Origin of the sequence: Serratia nevei (assembly GCF_037948395.1) — a bacterium.
GTDB lineage: Bacteria > Pseudomonadota > Gammaproteobacteria > Enterobacterales > Enterobacteriaceae > Serratia > Serratia nevei.
In genome coordinates this window covers 2,204,217-2,220,333 of the sequence record NZ_CP149940.1, presented here as the reverse complement: position 1 = coordinate 2,220,333, position 16,117 = coordinate 2,204,217, and the positions used below count along the sequence as shown (strand labels likewise).

17 protein-coding genes are annotated in these 16,117 nt (G+C 60.3%); 12 read left to right on the top strand and 5 right to left on the bottom strand.

The window, feature by feature from the left end; translation table 11 throughout:
- The first annotated feature begins 38 nt into the window (after positions 1-38).
- The 9 genes from rsmF (at position 39) to V8N38_RS10690 (ending at position 8,747) form a co-directional block, all read left to right on the top strand.
- Positions 39-1,475 carry a 16S rRNA (cytosine(1407)-C(5))-methyltransferase RsmF gene (gene rsmF, locus V8N38_RS10730; protein WP_087763518.1) on the top strand — a complete coding sequence of 479 codons (1,437 nt, stop codon included), beginning with the start codon at positions 39-41 and terminating at the stop codon, positions 1,473-1,475.
- A 272-nt stretch (positions 1,476-1,747) separates the two neighbouring features.
- Positions 1,748-2,284: a spore coat U domain-containing protein gene (locus V8N38_RS10725; protein ID WP_060419268.1), complete on the top strand. Its 537-nt coding sequence runs from the start codon at positions 1,748-1,750 to the stop codon at positions 2,282-2,284.
- Positions 2,285-2,558: 274 nt separating this feature from the next.
- Entirely contained in the window at positions 2,559-3,095 is a 537-nt protein-coding gene (locus V8N38_RS10720; RefSeq protein WP_060440090.1) for a spore coat U domain-containing protein, read from the top strand.
- Between the two features lie 2 nt (positions 3,096-3,097).
- Positions 3,098-3,601 (top strand): spore coat U domain-containing protein, encoded by a 504-nt coding sequence (locus tag V8N38_RS10715; RefSeq protein WP_038877669.1) that lies wholly within the window; start codon positions 3,098-3,100, stop codon positions 3,599-3,601.
- A gap of 20 nt (positions 3,602-3,621) precedes the next feature.
- A complete protein-coding gene (locus V8N38_RS10710; protein ID WP_047730737.1) occupies positions 3,622-4,137 on the top strand; it encodes a spore coat U domain-containing protein in 516 nt (171 codons plus the stop codon).
- A gap of 21 nt (positions 4,138-4,158) precedes the next feature.
- Positions 4,159-4,926, top strand: a complete 768-nt coding sequence (locus V8N38_RS10705; protein ID WP_049201714.1) for a molecular chaperone — start codon at positions 4,159-4,161, stop codon at positions 4,924-4,926.
- Positions 4,927-4,972: 46 nt separating this feature from the next.
- Positions 4,973-7,420: a fimbria/pilus outer membrane usher protein gene (locus tag V8N38_RS10700; protein WP_369819284.1), complete on the top strand. Its 2,448-nt coding sequence runs from the start codon at positions 4,973-4,975 to the stop codon at positions 7,418-7,420.
- 19 nt (positions 7,421-7,439) lie between these two features.
- Positions 7,440-8,372: a spore coat protein U domain-containing protein gene (locus V8N38_RS10695; RefSeq protein WP_060419273.1), complete on the top strand. Its 933-nt coding sequence runs from the start codon at positions 7,440-7,442 to the stop codon at positions 8,370-8,372.
- Positions 8,373-8,507: 135 nt separating this feature from the next.
- The gene (locus V8N38_RS10690; RefSeq protein WP_100396313.1) at positions 8,508-8,747 is read left to right on the top strand and encodes a YebV family protein; all 240 of its coding nucleotides are present in this window, start codon (positions 8,508-8,510) and stop codon (positions 8,745-8,747) included.
- 55 nt (positions 8,748-8,802) lie between these two features.
- Here the strand turns inward: V8N38_RS10690 and V8N38_RS10685 are convergent, their stop codons facing one another.
- Together V8N38_RS10685 and V8N38_RS10680 are read right to left on the bottom strand one after the other, a co-directional pair.
- A complete protein-coding gene (locus V8N38_RS10685) occupies positions 8,803-9,402 on the bottom strand; it encodes a C39 family peptidase (RefSeq protein WP_147840246.1) in 600 nt (199 codons plus the stop codon).
- 4 nt (positions 9,403-9,406) lie between these two features.
- A complete protein-coding gene (locus V8N38_RS10680) occupies positions 9,407-9,799 on the bottom strand; it encodes an ASCH domain-containing protein (RefSeq protein ID WP_004931522.1) in 393 nt (130 codons plus the stop codon).
- A 335-nt stretch (positions 9,800-10,134) separates the two neighbouring features.
- Between V8N38_RS10680 and yniD the strand changes: the two genes are divergently transcribed.
- A complete protein-coding gene (gene yniD, locus V8N38_RS10675) occupies positions 10,135-10,227 on the top strand; it encodes a small membrane protein YniD (protein ID WP_016928013.1) in 93 nt (30 codons plus the stop codon).
- Between the two features lie 38 nt (positions 10,228-10,265).
- Here the strand turns inward: yniD and V8N38_RS10670 are convergent, their stop codons facing one another.
- On the bottom strand, positions 10,266-10,418 hold the full coding sequence (locus V8N38_RS10670; RefSeq protein WP_169318360.1) for a hypothetical protein: 153 nt from the start codon (positions 10,416-10,418) through the stop codon (positions 10,266-10,268).
- Positions 10,419-10,575: 157 nt separating this feature from the next.
- Here V8N38_RS10670 and V8N38_RS10665 point away from each other — a divergent pair, with 157 nt between their 5' ends.
- A complete protein-coding gene (locus tag V8N38_RS10665) occupies positions 10,576-10,785 on the top strand; it encodes a hypothetical protein (RefSeq protein WP_004931526.1) in 210 nt (69 codons plus the stop codon).
- 146 nt (positions 10,786-10,931) lie between these two features.
- Here V8N38_RS10665 and V8N38_RS10660 read toward each other — a convergent pair whose 3' ends face one another.
- Both V8N38_RS10660 and V8N38_RS10655 read right to left on the bottom strand, forming a co-directional pair.
- Positions 10,932-12,350 carry a serralysin family metalloprotease gene (locus V8N38_RS10660; RefSeq protein ID WP_147840247.1) on the bottom strand — a complete coding sequence of 473 codons (1,419 nt, stop codon included), beginning with the start codon at positions 12,348-12,350 and terminating at the stop codon, positions 10,932-10,934.
- Between the two features lie 332 nt (positions 12,351-12,682).
- A complete protein-coding gene (locus V8N38_RS10655; protein ID WP_147840248.1) occupies positions 12,683-14,026 on the bottom strand; it encodes a 2-hydroxycarboxylate transporter family protein in 1,344 nt (447 codons plus the stop codon).
- 433 nt (positions 14,027-14,459) lie between these two features.
- Here V8N38_RS10655 and pckA point away from each other — a divergent pair, with 433 nt between their 5' ends.
- Positions 14,460-16,079, top strand: a complete 1,620-nt coding sequence (gene pckA, locus V8N38_RS10650) for a phosphoenolpyruvate carboxykinase (ATP) (RefSeq protein WP_084826346.1) — start codon at positions 14,460-14,462, stop codon at positions 16,077-16,079.
- The last annotated feature ends 38 nt before the right edge of the window (positions 16,080-16,117 follow it).

Sequence of the window (16,117 nt, the reverse complement as noted above, 5' to 3'; positions counted from 1 at the left end):
CTCGCCCTTGTCTTTATTGCACCCTGAGAGTTCGCCCCGTGGCCAAATCCACCGCCGTTTTTCTGCCCCCCGCTTTCCTTGACGCCACCCGCGCCATCATGCCCGCCGAGCTGGCGATGGACGATTTTATCGCCGCCTGCCAGCGCCCGCTGCGCCGCAGCCTGCGCGTCAACACGCTGAAAATCAGCGTCGCCGACTTCCTGGCGCTGGTGCAGGATTACGACTGGCGACTGGAGCCCATCCCCTGGTGCGCGGAAGGGTTCTGGATCGAGCGCGACGATGAAGAGCTGCGTCTGGGCAGCGCCGCCGAACACCTGAGCGGCCTGTTCTACATTCAGGAGGCCAGTTCAATGCTGCCGGTCAGCGCGCTGTTCGCGGGCGGCGCAGTGCCGAATCGGGTGCTGGACGTGGCGGCGGCACCAGGCTCCAAAACCACCCAAATCGCCGCGTTAATGGGCAATCAGGGCGGCATCGTCGCCAACGAATACTCCGCCAGCCGGGTAAAAGTGCTGCACGCCAATATCAGCCGCTGCGGCGTGAAGAACGCCGCGCTGACCCACTTCGACGGCAGGGTGTTCGGCGCCGCGCTGCCGGAGAGCTTCGACGCCATTCTGCTCGATGCCCCCTGCTCCGGCGAAGGCGTGGTGCGCAAGGATCCGGACGCCATGAGCAACTGGTCGCCACAGAGCGTGGCCGAAATCGCCGCCACCCAACGCGAACTGATCGACAGCGCGTTTCATGCGCTGGCGCCGGGCGGCGTGATGGTTTACTCCACCTGCACGCTCAATGCGCAGGAAAACCAGCAGGTGGTGCGCTGGCTGCTGGACACCTACGGCGATGCGGTCAGCGTCGAGCCGCTGGGTGCGCTGTTCCCCGGCGCCGACAAGGCGCTGACTGCCGAAGGCTTCCTGCACGTCTTCCCGCAGATTTACGACAGCGAAGGCTTTTTCGTCGCCCGCCTGCGCAAACAGCGCGCCGTGGCGCCGTTGGCGAAGCCGACCTACAAGGTGGGTAAATTCCCGTTCAGCCCGCTGTCCGGCAAAGAGGCGGCGCTGGTCGCCCAAGCCGCCGCCGCATCCGGCTTAACCTGGGGCGATGACAGCCGGCTGTGGGAGCGCGACAAGGAGCTCTGGCTGTTCCCGGCCGAGCTGGAACCGCTGTTCGGTAAAGTGCGCTTCTCGCGTATCGGCCTCAAGCTGGCGGAACGTTTCCCGAAAGGTTTCCGCTGGCAGCACGAGGCGGCGATCGCGCTGGCCAGCACCGGCGGCAAAACGCATTTCGAGCTGGACGCCGCGCTGGCGCAAGAGTGGTATCACGGCCGCGATCTCTACCCGGAGCAGCCGCCGGCCGGCGATGAATGCATCGTCACCTACCAGGGCCAGCCGCTGGGCATCGCCAAGCGCATCGGCAGCCGCATCAAGAACAACCTGCCGCGCGAGCTGGTGCGCGACGGCGCGCTGGATTTTCACCTGTAATCGCTCCGGTGCCGGGGAACCGCCTTCCCCGGCGCCAAAATAATGCTAATAATATTCCTATCGCCATTCATTATTATTCTAATCATTTCCAATTTGCACTATTCCGCCTCCCCGCCCGTATTTCCCCGCCGGAAAAGAAAAAAGTTTTTAGCCTTTGATCAAGACAATTTCGCGTTCTTATCCTATTAATTTAAATGTAAGTAAATTAATGCGTTCAACTCAGCTCTGGGTGGCGTTTTTGCGGGCTTTCTCTGACACGGCAAGGAATCATGATGAATAAAACTCTGATGGTTTTGACCTCGGTAGCACCTCTGCTGTGCATCAGTGGCACAGCCAACGCAGCGGGCACCATTCAGGGCACGCTGGGCGTGACGATCACCATCGGCGCCGGCTGTGTGGTCACCGGCGGCAACAGTTCCGGCACCACCAACGACTTTGGTTCGATCAGCTTCGGGACTTACTCCTCGCTGGCCAACGTCATCACCGCCAGCGCCACCGGCAGCGGCGGCACCGGCACGCTGGGGCTGAACTGCACCACCGGCACCAACTATACCGTAGCGCTGGACAACGGCCTCAACGCCTCCGGCAGCCAACGGCGCATGGCCAGCAGCGTGCCGGCCTACATCAGCTACAACCTTTATCAGGACAGCGCCCACGCCCTGCCGTGGAACAGCACCACCGGCACGCTGACCGGCACCGGTACCGGATCGGCGGTGCCGCTGATCGTTTACGGCCTGGTGCCTGCCGCGGGAACGACTCCGGCGGCGGGCGTCTACAGCGATACCGTCACCATGACCGTCACCTGGTGAGTTTCATCGTCAACGGAGCGCCGTCAGTGCGCTCCGTTATTCATTAAGTAATAATATTCCCACTCACCTTATCAATATCCCCTTCATGTTCATGCCCGGTGACACGGCCGCCGCAGCAAACCTGCGACCGCGGTTAAAAATAAATAAAGTTTTTAATCTTTTAGCGCGACATTCTCACGTTCTTATTCTATTAATTAATCTGTAAATAGATTAATGCATTTGACTCATTTTTCGGGCTTTTTGGCAGGCTTCTCTACTACGGCAAGGAACCACGATGAAAAAGACTCTGGCGGCATTAACCTCGGCAGCGCTTCTGCTGTGCGCCTCTGGCACCTCCTACGCGGCGGGCACCATTCAGGGCACGCTGGGCGTCACCCTGACCATCGGCGCCGGCTGCGTGGTCACCGGCGGCACCAGCTCCGGCACCACCAACAGCTTCGGCTCCATCAGCTTCGGCACCTACTCCTCACTGGCTAACGTCATCACCGCCAGCGCCACCGGCAGCGGCGGCACCGGCACGCTGGGGCTGAACTGCACCACCGGCACCAACTACACCGTGGCACTGGACAACGGCCTCAACGCGACCGGCAGCCAGCGGCGCATGGCCAGCAGCGTACCGGCCTATATCAGCTATAACCTCTACCAGGACAGCGCCCACGCCGTGCCGTGGAACAGCACCACCGGCGTGCTGACCGGCACCGGCACCGGTTCGGCGGTGCCGCTGATCGTCTACGGCCTGGTACCTGCGGCAGGCACCACCCCGGCGGCCGGTGCGTACAGCGATACCGTCACCATGACCGTCACCTGGTAAACATGACGCGCCTGGCCGTCACCTGCATGCTGCTGTCGTTGGCGGGCGTTTGCCGCGCCGACGTCAGCACCGCGACGGTGGGCGTCAGCGCCACCCTGGTCAAGTCCTGCGTCGCCGGCACCACCAGCGGCGGCAACACCACATTCGGCACCTTTAACTTCGGCACGGTCTATTTCCTCAATACGGCGATAAAGGTGACCGGCCAGGCGAACGCCGGCGCACTGCAGATCAACTGCAACAACGGCACCAGTTACACGGTGCTGCTCAGCGGCGGGCAGAGCGGCAATACCGCCGCGCGCTATCTGCAAAGCGCGGCGGGCGCCCGCGTGAACTACAACCTGTATACCAGCGCCAGCTACGCCACCGTCTGGGATAACGTCACCGGCGTCACCCAGACCGCCACCGGCCAAAGCGTCTGGCTGCCGGTGTACGGCATGATCCCGGTACAAACGACGCCGGCGACGGGCAACTATACGGATACGGTGCAGGTGACGATAAATTGGTGATTAACGGAACGCTGCGCACCCTGCTGCTGGCGGCGCTGATCGGCGCCCCGACGGCCCGTGCCGATACCGTCAGCCAGGGCTTCACGGTCAACGCTTCGATCATCAAAGGCTGCGTACTCGGCAGCGGCGTCACCAACGTTACCTCGTTCGGCAGCATGAGCTTCGGCCAGGTTGCGTCCTTGAGCAGCCCGATAAAAATCGTCTCTAGCGCCGGCGCCGGCTCCATTTTGATCCGCTGCAATCCCGGGCTCAGCGTCACCCTGGGGTTGAACGTCGGCAATAACGTCACCGGCTCCATCGCCGGCGGGCGAAAACTGTTGAACTCGGTGACCTCGGAAACGCTGGTTTACCAGCTCTACCAGGATGCCAACTACGCCGTTTTGTGGGGCGACGGCGGCAACGGCGGCGCCGTCCAAACCGTCTCCTCCACCGGCAGCACGCAAGAAATAAAAATCTACGCCAGTTTAATGGCGAGCAGCACCTTGCCCACCAGCGGCACCTACAACGATACGGTCTTAGTGACGGTGAGTTATTGAGCTTTTAAAAAGGATCACATTATGCGTAGTACTCTGCTCCGCCTGCCCCTGCTGGCAGGATTGCTGTTAGCCGGTCAACCGCAGGCCTTCGCCGCCGCCTCCATTCTGATTTGGCCTATCGATCCGGCGATTGAAGACAACCAGCAGGCGACGGCCCTGTGGCTGGAAAACCGCGACAGCAAACCGGTCTATATGCAAATCCGCGTGCTCGGCTGGCAACAAACCGGCGGTAAGGACGACTACCGCAACCAGAGCGAAGTGGTCGCCAGCCCGCCGGTCGCCACCATTCTCCCCGGCAAACGCCAGCTGATTCGCCTGATCAAGCAGACCCCGGTCGCCGCCGGGCAAGAACGGGCTTACCGGATACTGGTTGACGAAGTGCCCATCAAGGATAAAGACGGCGCGGCGCCCGACAAGGGTGCGCAGATGGGGCTGAAATTCCAGATGCGTTATTCGGTGCCGCTGTTCGTCAGCGGTAAAGGCGTCTGGACCAAGCAAGACTTCGAACACCCGCGCGACTATGCCACCGCCAACCAGCCGAAGCTCAGCTACCGGCTGCTGCAGCAAAACAGCCAGCGCTGGCTCGACGTGCGCAACGACGGCATCGTGCACGCCCGCCTGTCGCAGGTCAGCATCCAGGGCAAGCCGCTCAACAACGGGCTGCTGGGCTATGTGCTGCCGGGTTCGCAAATGCGCTTTGCCCTGCCGCCTTCGGGCAGTTTCGCCGCCGGCAAGCTGCAGGCGATGGTCAATGACAATAAGCAACCCGTAACCATTCCGTCTTACTGAGCCTGAGGTGCAGGTGAAGCGGATCTCGTCGCCGGCCACGCGCGGCATGCAGCTCAAGCCGCTGGCCCTGGCCGTACTTTGTATGGCGGTGGAGCTGTGGCCGCCGCACGCCGCCGCCGACGACCTTCCGCCGCCGCCCAGCGCCATCAGCATGCCGGACACCACGCTGTATCTGGAGCCGGTGGTGAACGGCCGCCAGACCGGCAAAGTGGTGCCGGTCACCTACCGCGGCGGCCACTACTATTTGACGCCGCAGCAACTGAGCGACGCCGGCCTGCCGGTGGCGGACAAGCAAGCGAAAGAGATCGCCGTCGATCAATTGGATAAGGTCGACGTCACCTACAGCGGCGAAACGCAGCAGCTGTTGATCTCGGTGCCCAACGACTGGTTGCCCAAGCAAACCCTCGGCGACGCCAACCCAGAACAGCGGCTGCCGGCGCAAAGCAGCCTGGGTTTCTTGCTGAATTACGACGCCTACGTCAGCCAGAGCGGCGGGCGCGGCAATCCGGGTTATTTTTCCGCCTGGAGCGAACAGCGGCTGTTCGACGGCTTCGGCGTTATCGCCAACACCGGCATTTTCCGCAGCAGCTTCAACGGCGAGACCGCCGCACAGCAGAACAATCGCTATATCCGCTACGACAGCAGCTGGCGCTACAGCGACGACGACACCATGCTCAGCTATACCGCCGGCGATCTCACGACCGGCTCGCTGCCCTGGACCAGTTCGGTGCGCATCGGCGGCCTGCAGGTGGCGCGCAACTTCGCCACGCGGCCGGATCTGATTACCTATCCGCTGCCGCAGTTCTCCGGCCAGGCCGCCGTGCCGAGCAGCGTCGACCTGTACATCAACAGCTACAAGAATACCTCCGTCAGCGTGAACCCCGGCCCGTTCACCCTGAATACCGTGCCTTACATCAACGGCGCCGGCCAGGCGACGGTGGTCACCACCGACGCGCTCGGCCGCCAGATCAGCACCACGGTGCCGTTCTATGTCGCCAGCTCGCTGCTGCAGGCCGGGCTAAGCGATTTCAGCCTGTCGGCAGGGGCGCTGCGTCAAAATTACGGCTATCGCTCCGCAGACTACGGCCAATGGGTGGCCAGCGGCAGTGGGCGTTACGGCGTCACTGATTGGTTGACGCTCGAAGGGCGGGCGGAAGGCGCGGCTGAGCTGGCGGTCACCGGCGCCGGCGCGGGCGTGCGCCTGGGGCAGTTAGGGGTCCTCAACGCCTCCTACAGTTACAGCCAGGCGGGCAGCGATGCCTTCAACGCCCCGCCGGTCACGCCCCTTTATTACGATCCGATCACCGGCCAACCGGTACAGCAACCGGATGCCGGGCCGGTTTATCAGTACACCGGCCGCCACGGCGATCAGACCAGCCTGAGCTATACCTACAGCAACCAATATTTCAGCCTCAATGCCCAACGGGTACTGCGCAGCGCGGACTTCGGCGACCTCTCCACCTACAAGAGCAGCTACCGCCTGAGCCGCCGCACCGATCAACTGACCGGCAGCATCGGCCTGAGCCGCTTCGGCAGCCTGGGCGCCGGTTATTTCGACGTGCGCGACGCCATCGGCCAACGCACCCGCCTGGTCAACCTGTCGTACAGCCTGACGCTGTGGCGCAATATCAGCCTGTACGCCTCGGCGAATCGCGAGATCGGCGGCGACGGCTACAGCTCGCAGCTGCAGATCAGCATTCCGTTCGATGCCTGGGGCACCGCTAACGTCAGTACCGCCCGCGACGCCGGCAACCGCTGGAGCGAACGCGTCGCGTACAGCCGCGCCGCGCCGACCGATGGCGGTTTCGGCTGGAACCTGGCCTACGCCGGCGGTCAAGGCAGCGACAGCGATTACCGCCAGGCAGACCTGACCTGGCGCACCTCGCTGTTGGAAACCCGCGCCGGGCTGTACGGCAACCGTAACGATTACACCCGCTGGGGCGAAGTCAGCGGTTCGCTGGTGGCGATGAACGGCGGCGTATACGCCACCAACACCATCAACGACGCCTTTGCCCTGGTTTCGACCAACGGCTACGCCGGTATTCCGGTCAGCTACGAGAACCAGCGCATCGGCGTCACCAACGACAAAGGCTACCTGTTGGTGCCCACCGTCACTTCGTATTACCACGCCAAATTCCAGATTGATCCGCTCAATCTGCCGGCGGACGTCAATTTGCCATCGGTAGAAAAAACCGTCGCCATTCGCGATCACAGTGGCTACCTGGTCGAATTCCCCGTCCAGCGCCTTTCCGCCGCCGACGTGGAGCTGGTCGATACGCAAGGCAAACCGCTGGCCAACGGCAGCCAGGTGGCGGTGATCGGCAGCAATCAACAAAGCTACGTCGGGTGGGATGGCATGACCTATATCGACCCGGTGCAGCAGCACAACCGGCTGAGCGTGATCCCGGCCGACGGTGGCGCGCCGTGCCAGGTCAGCTTCAGCCTGGCCAATCCGCAGGGGCTACAGCGCGTCGGTCCCCTCGTCTGCCAATAACACACGGAGAAGAAGAACGATGTCTCGGCAAGTGAAAATTCTTTTGGCGGCGCTGCTGCTGCTGTGCGGGCAACGCGCGCTGGCGGACTGCGCCACCACCAACGGCACGGTGACTCTGCCCAGCAGCAACTCCTTCGCCGTCTACAACGGCCAGATCAGCGCCCAGGGTACCGCCGGGCTCAACTGTACCGGGCTGGGGCTCAATCTGTTGACGCAAAACACCGTCACGGTCAAGATCGCCTCCACCACCAACAATATGGCCCTGCTGAACGGCAACGGCTCCGGCGATAAAATTTCCTATCTCATCTACCCGGATGCCAACTACCAATACCCCTACAGCGTCGGCCAGACCATCGACTACAGCTCGCTGAACCTGCTGTCGCTGATCCTGATCTCTTCCAACGTCAACTTTCCGGTGTACATCAAAACGGTGGCGGGTGCGAACGTCAGCGCCGGCACCTATACCGACACCATCAATCTGGTGTGGAACTACCATATTTGCGGCCTGGGCCTGATAGGGCTGTGTATCTGGTGGGACGGCACCAACCAACCCAGCACCGTGACCATCACCGCAGTCATCACCAAAAGCTGCCTGATCAATACCGCCAATAACGTCAACTTCGGCAGCATGGCGCTGGTGGGGCAATTCAACCCGATCAACCAGAGCATCACCCTGACCTGCACCAAATCCCAGTCATACAGCTCCTACTTTACCAACGGCAACAACCCCATCACCGGTTGGCGGCAAATGCTCAGCGGCACCAGCAACTTCCTGCAGTATCAGATCTACCTGCCCAACACCAGCACCGTGTGGAGCAGCACCAACGCGCAAAGCGGCACCGGCACCGGCCTGGCGCAAAGCATTCCCTTTACCGCCGCCATCAATCCGGCGCAGACCGAAGTGCCGGTCGGTACCTATCAGGATAACGTCAGCTATGTCGTGACCTATTAGCCTGGCCGCTAGCCGCTCAGGAAGAATGTTGCCAGAATGTATTTTTTATGTGGCATTTTTTGCTCATTTGGCTATGCTCATACCGATGGCCTTACTGGTCTAACCTCCTACCACATCATTGAGCAAGGAGTTCCCATGAGCAAAACCGTCGTAAAAATTGGCAGCTTCGAGGTCGATGACGCGCATCTTCACGCCGGCGCCGACCGCGCCGGCACCCTGAGCATTCCCTGCAAGTCCGATCCGGACCTGTGTATGCAGCTCGACGGCTGGGATGAACACACCAGCATTCCGGCGATCCTCAACGGCAAACAGTCGCTGCTGTACAAGCAGCACTACGATCGGCAGGCGGACGCCTGGGTGATGCGGCTGGCATGAAAATACGCCGGGCCTGCTGACGACGCGCTGCTTTCATCGGAAACAGCGCGTTTTTTTATGCGATGGCGATGCCGCGGCCGGCAAAGAAAGGGGTGAAGCGGTTGAGCGGCAGCTGTACCTGCTCGCGCGTCGCCGGGCTGTCGCCCGAAGGATTGTGAAAGGTCACGCTTTGCGTATCGGCGGCGGTGATCAGCACCAGATGCCCGCCCCGCTGTGGCGGCAGGCTCTCGGGCCGGCGAATGGAGGGGTGCACCGAGGCGATAAAGTAGCGGTATTGGCTAAGCAGCGCCGATAACTCGGCGGCCTCCAGCCCCACCTTCACCTCCGCTTGCAGCGCAAACTGCTCGCGCACGTACTCGACGAACGGCGCGTAAATCAGCCCTTTTATCCGCTCCCCCTCGCGCACATAGGCACCGTAAGGCAGGCTGCGCCGCGCCAGCTCCAGCAGCGGTGGCGCTTCGCCGTCGCGGTGGCTCAGCACCATTTTCAGGCAGGCCATGCCGCATACGTGGTTGGCCCACTCGACGTACTCCGCCCGATCGCGGGCGCCGCTGCGCGCCCAATTCTCGTCTTGCGCCAGCGTCATGCGGCCGGCGATCAGATCGGCCGCCAGCTCCGGGCTTGCCCACTGGCATTCGTAGGGAACGGCGCGCATCCGTTTAGAACTTGTCGACGACTTTGAAATTCATCAGCACCAGCGTCATGTCCGGCGAGAACAGATCGTACTCTTCGAAGAAACGCTGCAGCTCTTTGCGCCAATGCGCCAGCGAACGATCGCCCTCGCCTTCGGCAAAGGCGTGCGCTTCATCGACCTGATCGTAAGTTTTCATTTCCACCGCGGTCAGTTCAACCGCGCAGACCGGTTCACCTTTGCCGTCCACCACCAGGAACAGATCGCCGGCCTGCGGGATCCCTTCGCCGTCCAGGTTGGAACAGGTGGCCGTTTTGGTGCCATTGAGGATCAATTGCACCACTTCATCGGCCTGCTGCTCGGTATCGCCGAACGCCCAGCGCTCAAGGTGCTCGTATTTCTGTGGAATTGCCGTCGCCATGATTATACCTTTTGGAAAAATGCATCAATGCAGACAGGATAGTACAACGTATTGCCGGCCGTCTGCATCCGTCGCAAGCGCGACTGCGCGTTCCGCCACCGCCGCCTTTACGAGTTTTTACCGTTCTTCGCTGTGCCTGTCGCGCTGCCGGGCGCATACTGTGGACATTATTCACCCAATGGCAACCGCCAGGCGGCAACATGCGGCAAGACGACATCGATGCTGACGATACCTTCAGCGATTTACTCAACGGCGTCGCCCTGGTGACGCTTTTCCTCATCACCCTCGTCGGCGGGTGGTACTTCAGTTAAGGAGGCAACGTGGCAACAAAACGCATGGGCAACAAACTCAGTAAAATGGTCGTGGTGCTGCTGCTGATCTGCCTGGCGTTGCTGCTGTTGCGTTGGGCGGCGATCGCCTTCGGTTAATCTCGCGAACCGGCGCCGGTCAAGCGCCGGCGTCGTGCTCACCGCCGCCCTGGCGCGGTCGGCTCCAGCAACTCCCGCAAATAGGCCAGACGCGCTTCCCCTTGTGGCAACCAGCGGCGGCACAGCCAATGTTGCGTTTCACCCGTGCGGCTGAGGCGGTAGTACTCCGCCAAGGTTTCGACCCAGTTCATGATGTTTTCTCCTGCTTTTCGACACCGCCAGTATTGAGCGTAAAAACCAGAAGAAATACTGATGGCTTGTTTTTTATGCTTCCTGTTTTGGGTGGCCGGTAGCGAAGCCGCAGTTCAGCTGCTACATTGGGCAAAAATCAACCAGCCGAGGTAGGCCATGACGTTCTCGGAACAGGAGATTAAACCCGTATGGGATGAGGTCGCACGCCTGATCGGCGACGGCGTGATGCAGCTGCGCCATCGTGGCGAAGCGCTGTCGGTGGAAACGCTGGAAAAACATCTGGCGCGGCAGCTGGCGGACAGCAACGATATCGAACGGCGCATCCTGCTCGGCGCCGCCATCAACATGTTGAAAGGCGGAAAATGAATCGCCAACCGAAAAGGTTGGCGATCCGACAGAAGCCCGAGGTATGCAAGCCCGGCCTTCTGCGCGCTACTATGTCACGCTAATATGACGGAATTAATAGGAATTGTCGGGTTTTTACCCAAAACGCCCTATTTTTGTTGCCAACATTACGCCAACACGAAATCGCCGGCATCCAGCGGCTGCCCCACCACTTTCACCAGGAAATCGCTGGCGCCAAAAGCGCCGCCCAGGTTGATCGCCACGTCGCTGACGTGACTTTGCGCGTCATAGCTCAACATCGCTTCACCCGCCTTGCCGCTGAACTGATCGACGAAGCGAATGCCGTCCGCGCTGCCGGTGTTGAACAGCGTCAGATCGATCTTGTCTTCACCGCGCACGAAGTCGCGGATCCAATCCGGTGCCGCCGCCGTCGATTCATCCGCCGCGAAATAGACGAAGGTGTCCTTGCCGGCGCCGCCCCACAGCTGATCCGCCCCTTTGCCGCCATACAGCACATCATCGCCCGCGCCGCCCTTGAGCACGTTGTCGGCGGCGTTGCCCACCAGCACATCGTTGCCCGATCCGCCGATGGCATTTTCAATCGTTACGCCTGCGGCGATGGACACGTTGCCTTTCAGGCCGCCAACGTCCGAGAACGCTTTTTCATTCAGGTTGATGCGCTGATTCTGGCCAAAGCCGGAGAAGTCGAAGGTGTCGTTACCGCCGGCATCCCAGGCGGTGAAAATAATCTTGTCCTGCGCGCCGGTAGCGGTGAGGAAGTCGCGATCGGTATTGGAATTGAAGCCGTAGATCGTATCGCCGGTGCGGGTGTTCATGTTGGCGCCGTAGAAATGCTGGATCGCCGTAATGTCGTTGAGCAGCGGCCCGGAAGAGTACGCGCCTTTAAAGTCCTGCCCGGTGTTGCTTTCGCTGAAATAGCTCATCACGCTGTGGGCGCGGCTGTCCTCGAAATAGGTTGCGTCCTTGCCGTAGGTGATGCTGACGCCCGGCGCGGCGTTATAGTCGCCCGGATGCTGCAGCCCCAGCGCATGGCCGATTTCATGGGTGAAGGTCTGGCGACCGTACTCGTTCTCATGGATCTGGTTGTTGACGAAGGTGTGGTTCTTGGCGTTATACCAGGTTTGCCCGGCAACCGAAGGCGAGGTATCCGGGTTATACGCAAAGGCATAGGAGCCGCGCGAGCTGTAGTCGAACAGGCCGAATTTGATGTTGGCGGCGGCGGTGTTGCTGGTTTCGGTAAAGGTGACGTTGGCCACGTCGGACCATGACTGCAACGACAGTTTGGCCTGCTCGCGCTGTTCGGCGTTAAAGCTGCTGAAGCCGCTGATGCCCATGCTCGACATGTTGCTCGGCGCCTTTTCCCAGAAGCTGAAGGTCAGGGAGACCGGCGTGTCGGTCACGCCCTTGTCGTGCCAACTGCGATCGCCGCGCACCAGCTCCAGGCCGGCGTTTTCGAACGTTTTCGACGGATGAAGCACGGTAATGCTGTCGTCTTCATCGGGTTTATAAGCGCCCAGCAGGGCTAATACGCCTTCGGCCTTAACGGAAGCATTGCTTGATGACATAACCTTATCTCCATATTCGTCAATTCAATCGGGGGGATGCCCCAACTGGCGGATTGCCTGAACGGCAGCGGCCCGGTGTTGAATCAATACGGGGATATCGGTAATGCGGTGGCGCCTTCCCTCGGCACTCTGAATGAGAACGATAATCCCTTAAGAGAAAAGAATAGACACATTTTCGCCGAGTACAGAATTTTCTTAGATAAAGTACGACTATGCATTTGCGCCATACGAATGATTTTCAAGGTAATCATCAGCATTATCACGATAAGCGGAAGAAACGCATAAAAAAACCGGGGCAATCCAACCCCGGCTATCCATAAGAAATTCTGGACTCAGACTAACCAACCGAGCAGTAGCGTCGCCCCGATGACCGTGGAAGCGCCGCCGATGCGCGTGGCGATTTGGGCGAACGGCATTAGCCCCATGCGGTTCGACGCCGACAGGATCGCCACGTCACCGGTGCCGCCCAGGCCGCTGTGGCAACAGGTGACGATCGCCGCTTCCACCGGGAACATCTTCAGGTAAGGCGCAATCAGGAAACTGACCAGCCCCATCGACAGCACCACCGAGCCGCAGACCACCACATAACCGACCGAGAACACCGCCACCACGCTTTCCAGCGGTACGTACAGCATGCCCAGACCGATCATCAGCGGCCACACCAGCGCCGTGGAGACGAACTTGTAGAAACTGTGCGCGCCGGTTTCCATCGAGGCTGGGATCACCCGGCAGTACTTACACAACACCGCGAACAGGATCATCAGCACCGGGCCGGGAATATGCACGATGTGTTCGAACAGGCCACCGACGATAAAGAAGGCGCAGATCACCAGCAGACCGCCGCCCATCAGTTGGAAATCGACGTTGCCGCTTTGCTCCTTGATGGCGAACATCGCGTTCTCCTGCGCCGAGCGGATCAGCATGCCGTCGCCGCTCAGTGCCTTGCGCTGCATGCCAATGCGAGCCAGCACCCCGGCGGTCACGATGGCGAAGATATTGCCCAGCACCGCCGCCGGCGCCAGCTGCGCGACGTAGACGTCCGGCGTCGCTCCCAGGATCGCCGAATAGGCCAGCGACAGCGGTAAAATCCCCTCGCCGATGCCGCCGCCGATGATCGGCACGATGATGAAGAAGAAGGTGTGATAGAAGGTAAAACCGAACAGCTTGCCCACCAGCAGCCCGATGATCACCGCCGTCACCGTACCGACCACCAAGGGCACGAACATGCGAATCATCCCCTGGATCAGGATCACCCGATTCATGCCGAGAATGCTGCCGACCACCAGACTGGCGATGACGAAATACAGCAGGTTGGCGTCTTTCATCAGCAAATGGACGGTGCCCATGACGTTAGGCTGGAAGACATTGAAATAGACCAGCACCGACGGCACCATCAAACACAGAATGGCCGGCCCGCCGATATCGCGCAGCACGGGAATGCTTTTTCCCAACTGCGCCAGCGCAAAGCCCAGCGTCATTATCACCGCCAGGCCGCCGATCATATTCTTCGGCAGGAAGTTGGCATAGGCGGAAATCGCCACGATCGCGCAAATCGTGATAAACAGCGCGATCGGTACCGCACCGATATCTATTTGACGAAGTTGATTAATTAATCCTGAGGATTCGGACGATGCCGTATTTTTATCACAGGCCAGTTCTGCATTTATCTGTTTCATTATTCACCCTGCTGACAAGCGTACAGTACGGTTAGATTCACCTGGCGCAACGGTCTTGCCATAGCCAAGCAAAAACAAATGATTACGAAAAATCCTATTGTGGATTTCGCTTTTTCTAATAAGAAATAAAACAGTAGACAGTTCTGACGATATGATAAAAAATAAAAATGCAAAACTAAATTACGCCCGCGGAATTCAATATTGTGACCCTCCGCCAAGGTTAGTTTTAATTAATTATCGTCAGCATTTTGTAATTAAAGTAATCGGGTTTAAATTCGCTGCTATGCTATAGGAGGGCGAAAAAGCCCCCCTGCTTTATTAATAAAGAACCGGAAACGCATTAGCTGAATCCGGTCAGCTTGATCCGAACCTTAATCCTGCGCGCGGCACCGCACGGGAAAGAGGCATAATATGACTCATAAGGAAGTAGAATATGTCTTCACGCGCTGTTACCCCACAAACCCTCGCTCGCTACGGCATTCATCAGGCCGCCGACGTCGTCTATAACCCCAGCTATGAATTACTGTTCGCCGAAGAGACCCGCGCCGACCTGCCGCCGCTGGAACGCGGCACCCTCACCCAGCTGGGCGCGGTCAACGTCGCAACCGGTGAATTCACCGGCCGTTCGCCGAAGGACAAATACATCGTGCGCGACGACACCACGCGCGATACCGTCTGGTGGTCGGACAACGGCACCGGCAAGAACGACAACCAGCCGCTCTCCCCGGAAGTCTGGCAGCATCTGAAAACGCTGGTGGGCAACCAGCTCTCCGGCAAGCGTTTGTTCGTGGTGGACGCCTTCTGCGGCGCCAACGCCGACACGCGCCTGAAAGTGCGCTTCATCACCGAGGTGGCCTGGCAGGCGCACTTCGTGAAAAACATGTTTATTCGCCCGAGCGACGCCGAACTGGCAAACTTCGAGCCGGACTTCGTGGTGATGAACGGCGCCAAATGCACCAACCCGGACTGGCAGCAGCAAGGGCTGCATTCGGAGAACTTCGTCGCCTTCAACCTGACGGAACGCATGCAGCTGATCGGCGGCACCTGGTACGGCGGCGAGATGAAGAAAGGCCTGTTCTCGATCATGAACTACCTGCTGCCGCTGAAGGGCATCGCCTCGATGCACTGCTCGGCCAACGTCGGCGAGCAAGGCGATGTGGCGGTGTTCTTCGGCCTGTCCGGCACCGGCAAAACCACCCTCTCCACCGATCCGAAGCGTCAGCTGATCGGCGATGACGAGCACGGCTGGGACGACGACGGCGTGTTCAACTTCGAAGGCGGCTGCTACGCCAAGACCATCAAGCTGTCGCCGCAGGCGGAGCCGGAAATCTATCAGGCGATCCGCCGCGATGCGCTGCTGGAAAACGTCACCGTGCTGGCCGACGGCAGCATCGACTTCGACGACGCCAGCAAAACCGAGAACACCCGCGTCTCCTATCCGATTTATCACATCGAGAACATCGTCAAACCGGTGTCCAAAGCCGGCCATGCGCGCAAGATCATCTTCCTGACCGCCGACGCCTTCGGCGTACTGCCGCCGGTATCGCGCCTGACGCCTGAGCAGACCCAGTACCACTTCCTGTCCGGCTTCACCGCCAAGCTGGCCGGCACCGAGCGCGGCATCACCGCGCCGACGCCGACCTTCTCCGCCTGCTTCGGCGCCGCGTTCCTGACGCTGCACCCGACGCAGTATGCCGAAGTGCTGGTGAAACGCATGGAGGCCGCCGGCGCCCAGGCTTACCTGGTCAACACCGGCTGGAACGGCAGCGGCAAACGTATCTCGATCAAAGACACGCGCGGCATCATCGACGCCATTCTAAATGGCGACATTGAGCAGGCCGAGACATTCACGCTGCCGATCTTCGGGCTGGCAGTGCCGACCGCGCTGCCGGGCGTCGATCCGTCGATTCTCGATCCGCGCAAAACCTATGCCGACGAATCGCTGTGGCAGGAGAAGGCGCAGGATCTGGCGCAGCGCTTTATCGATAACTTCGCCAAATATACCGTCACCCCGGCGGGCGAAAAACTGGTGAACGCCGGGCCTAAACGGTAACGGCATTCCCCCGCTCAAGGGCCGATTCGTCGGCCCTT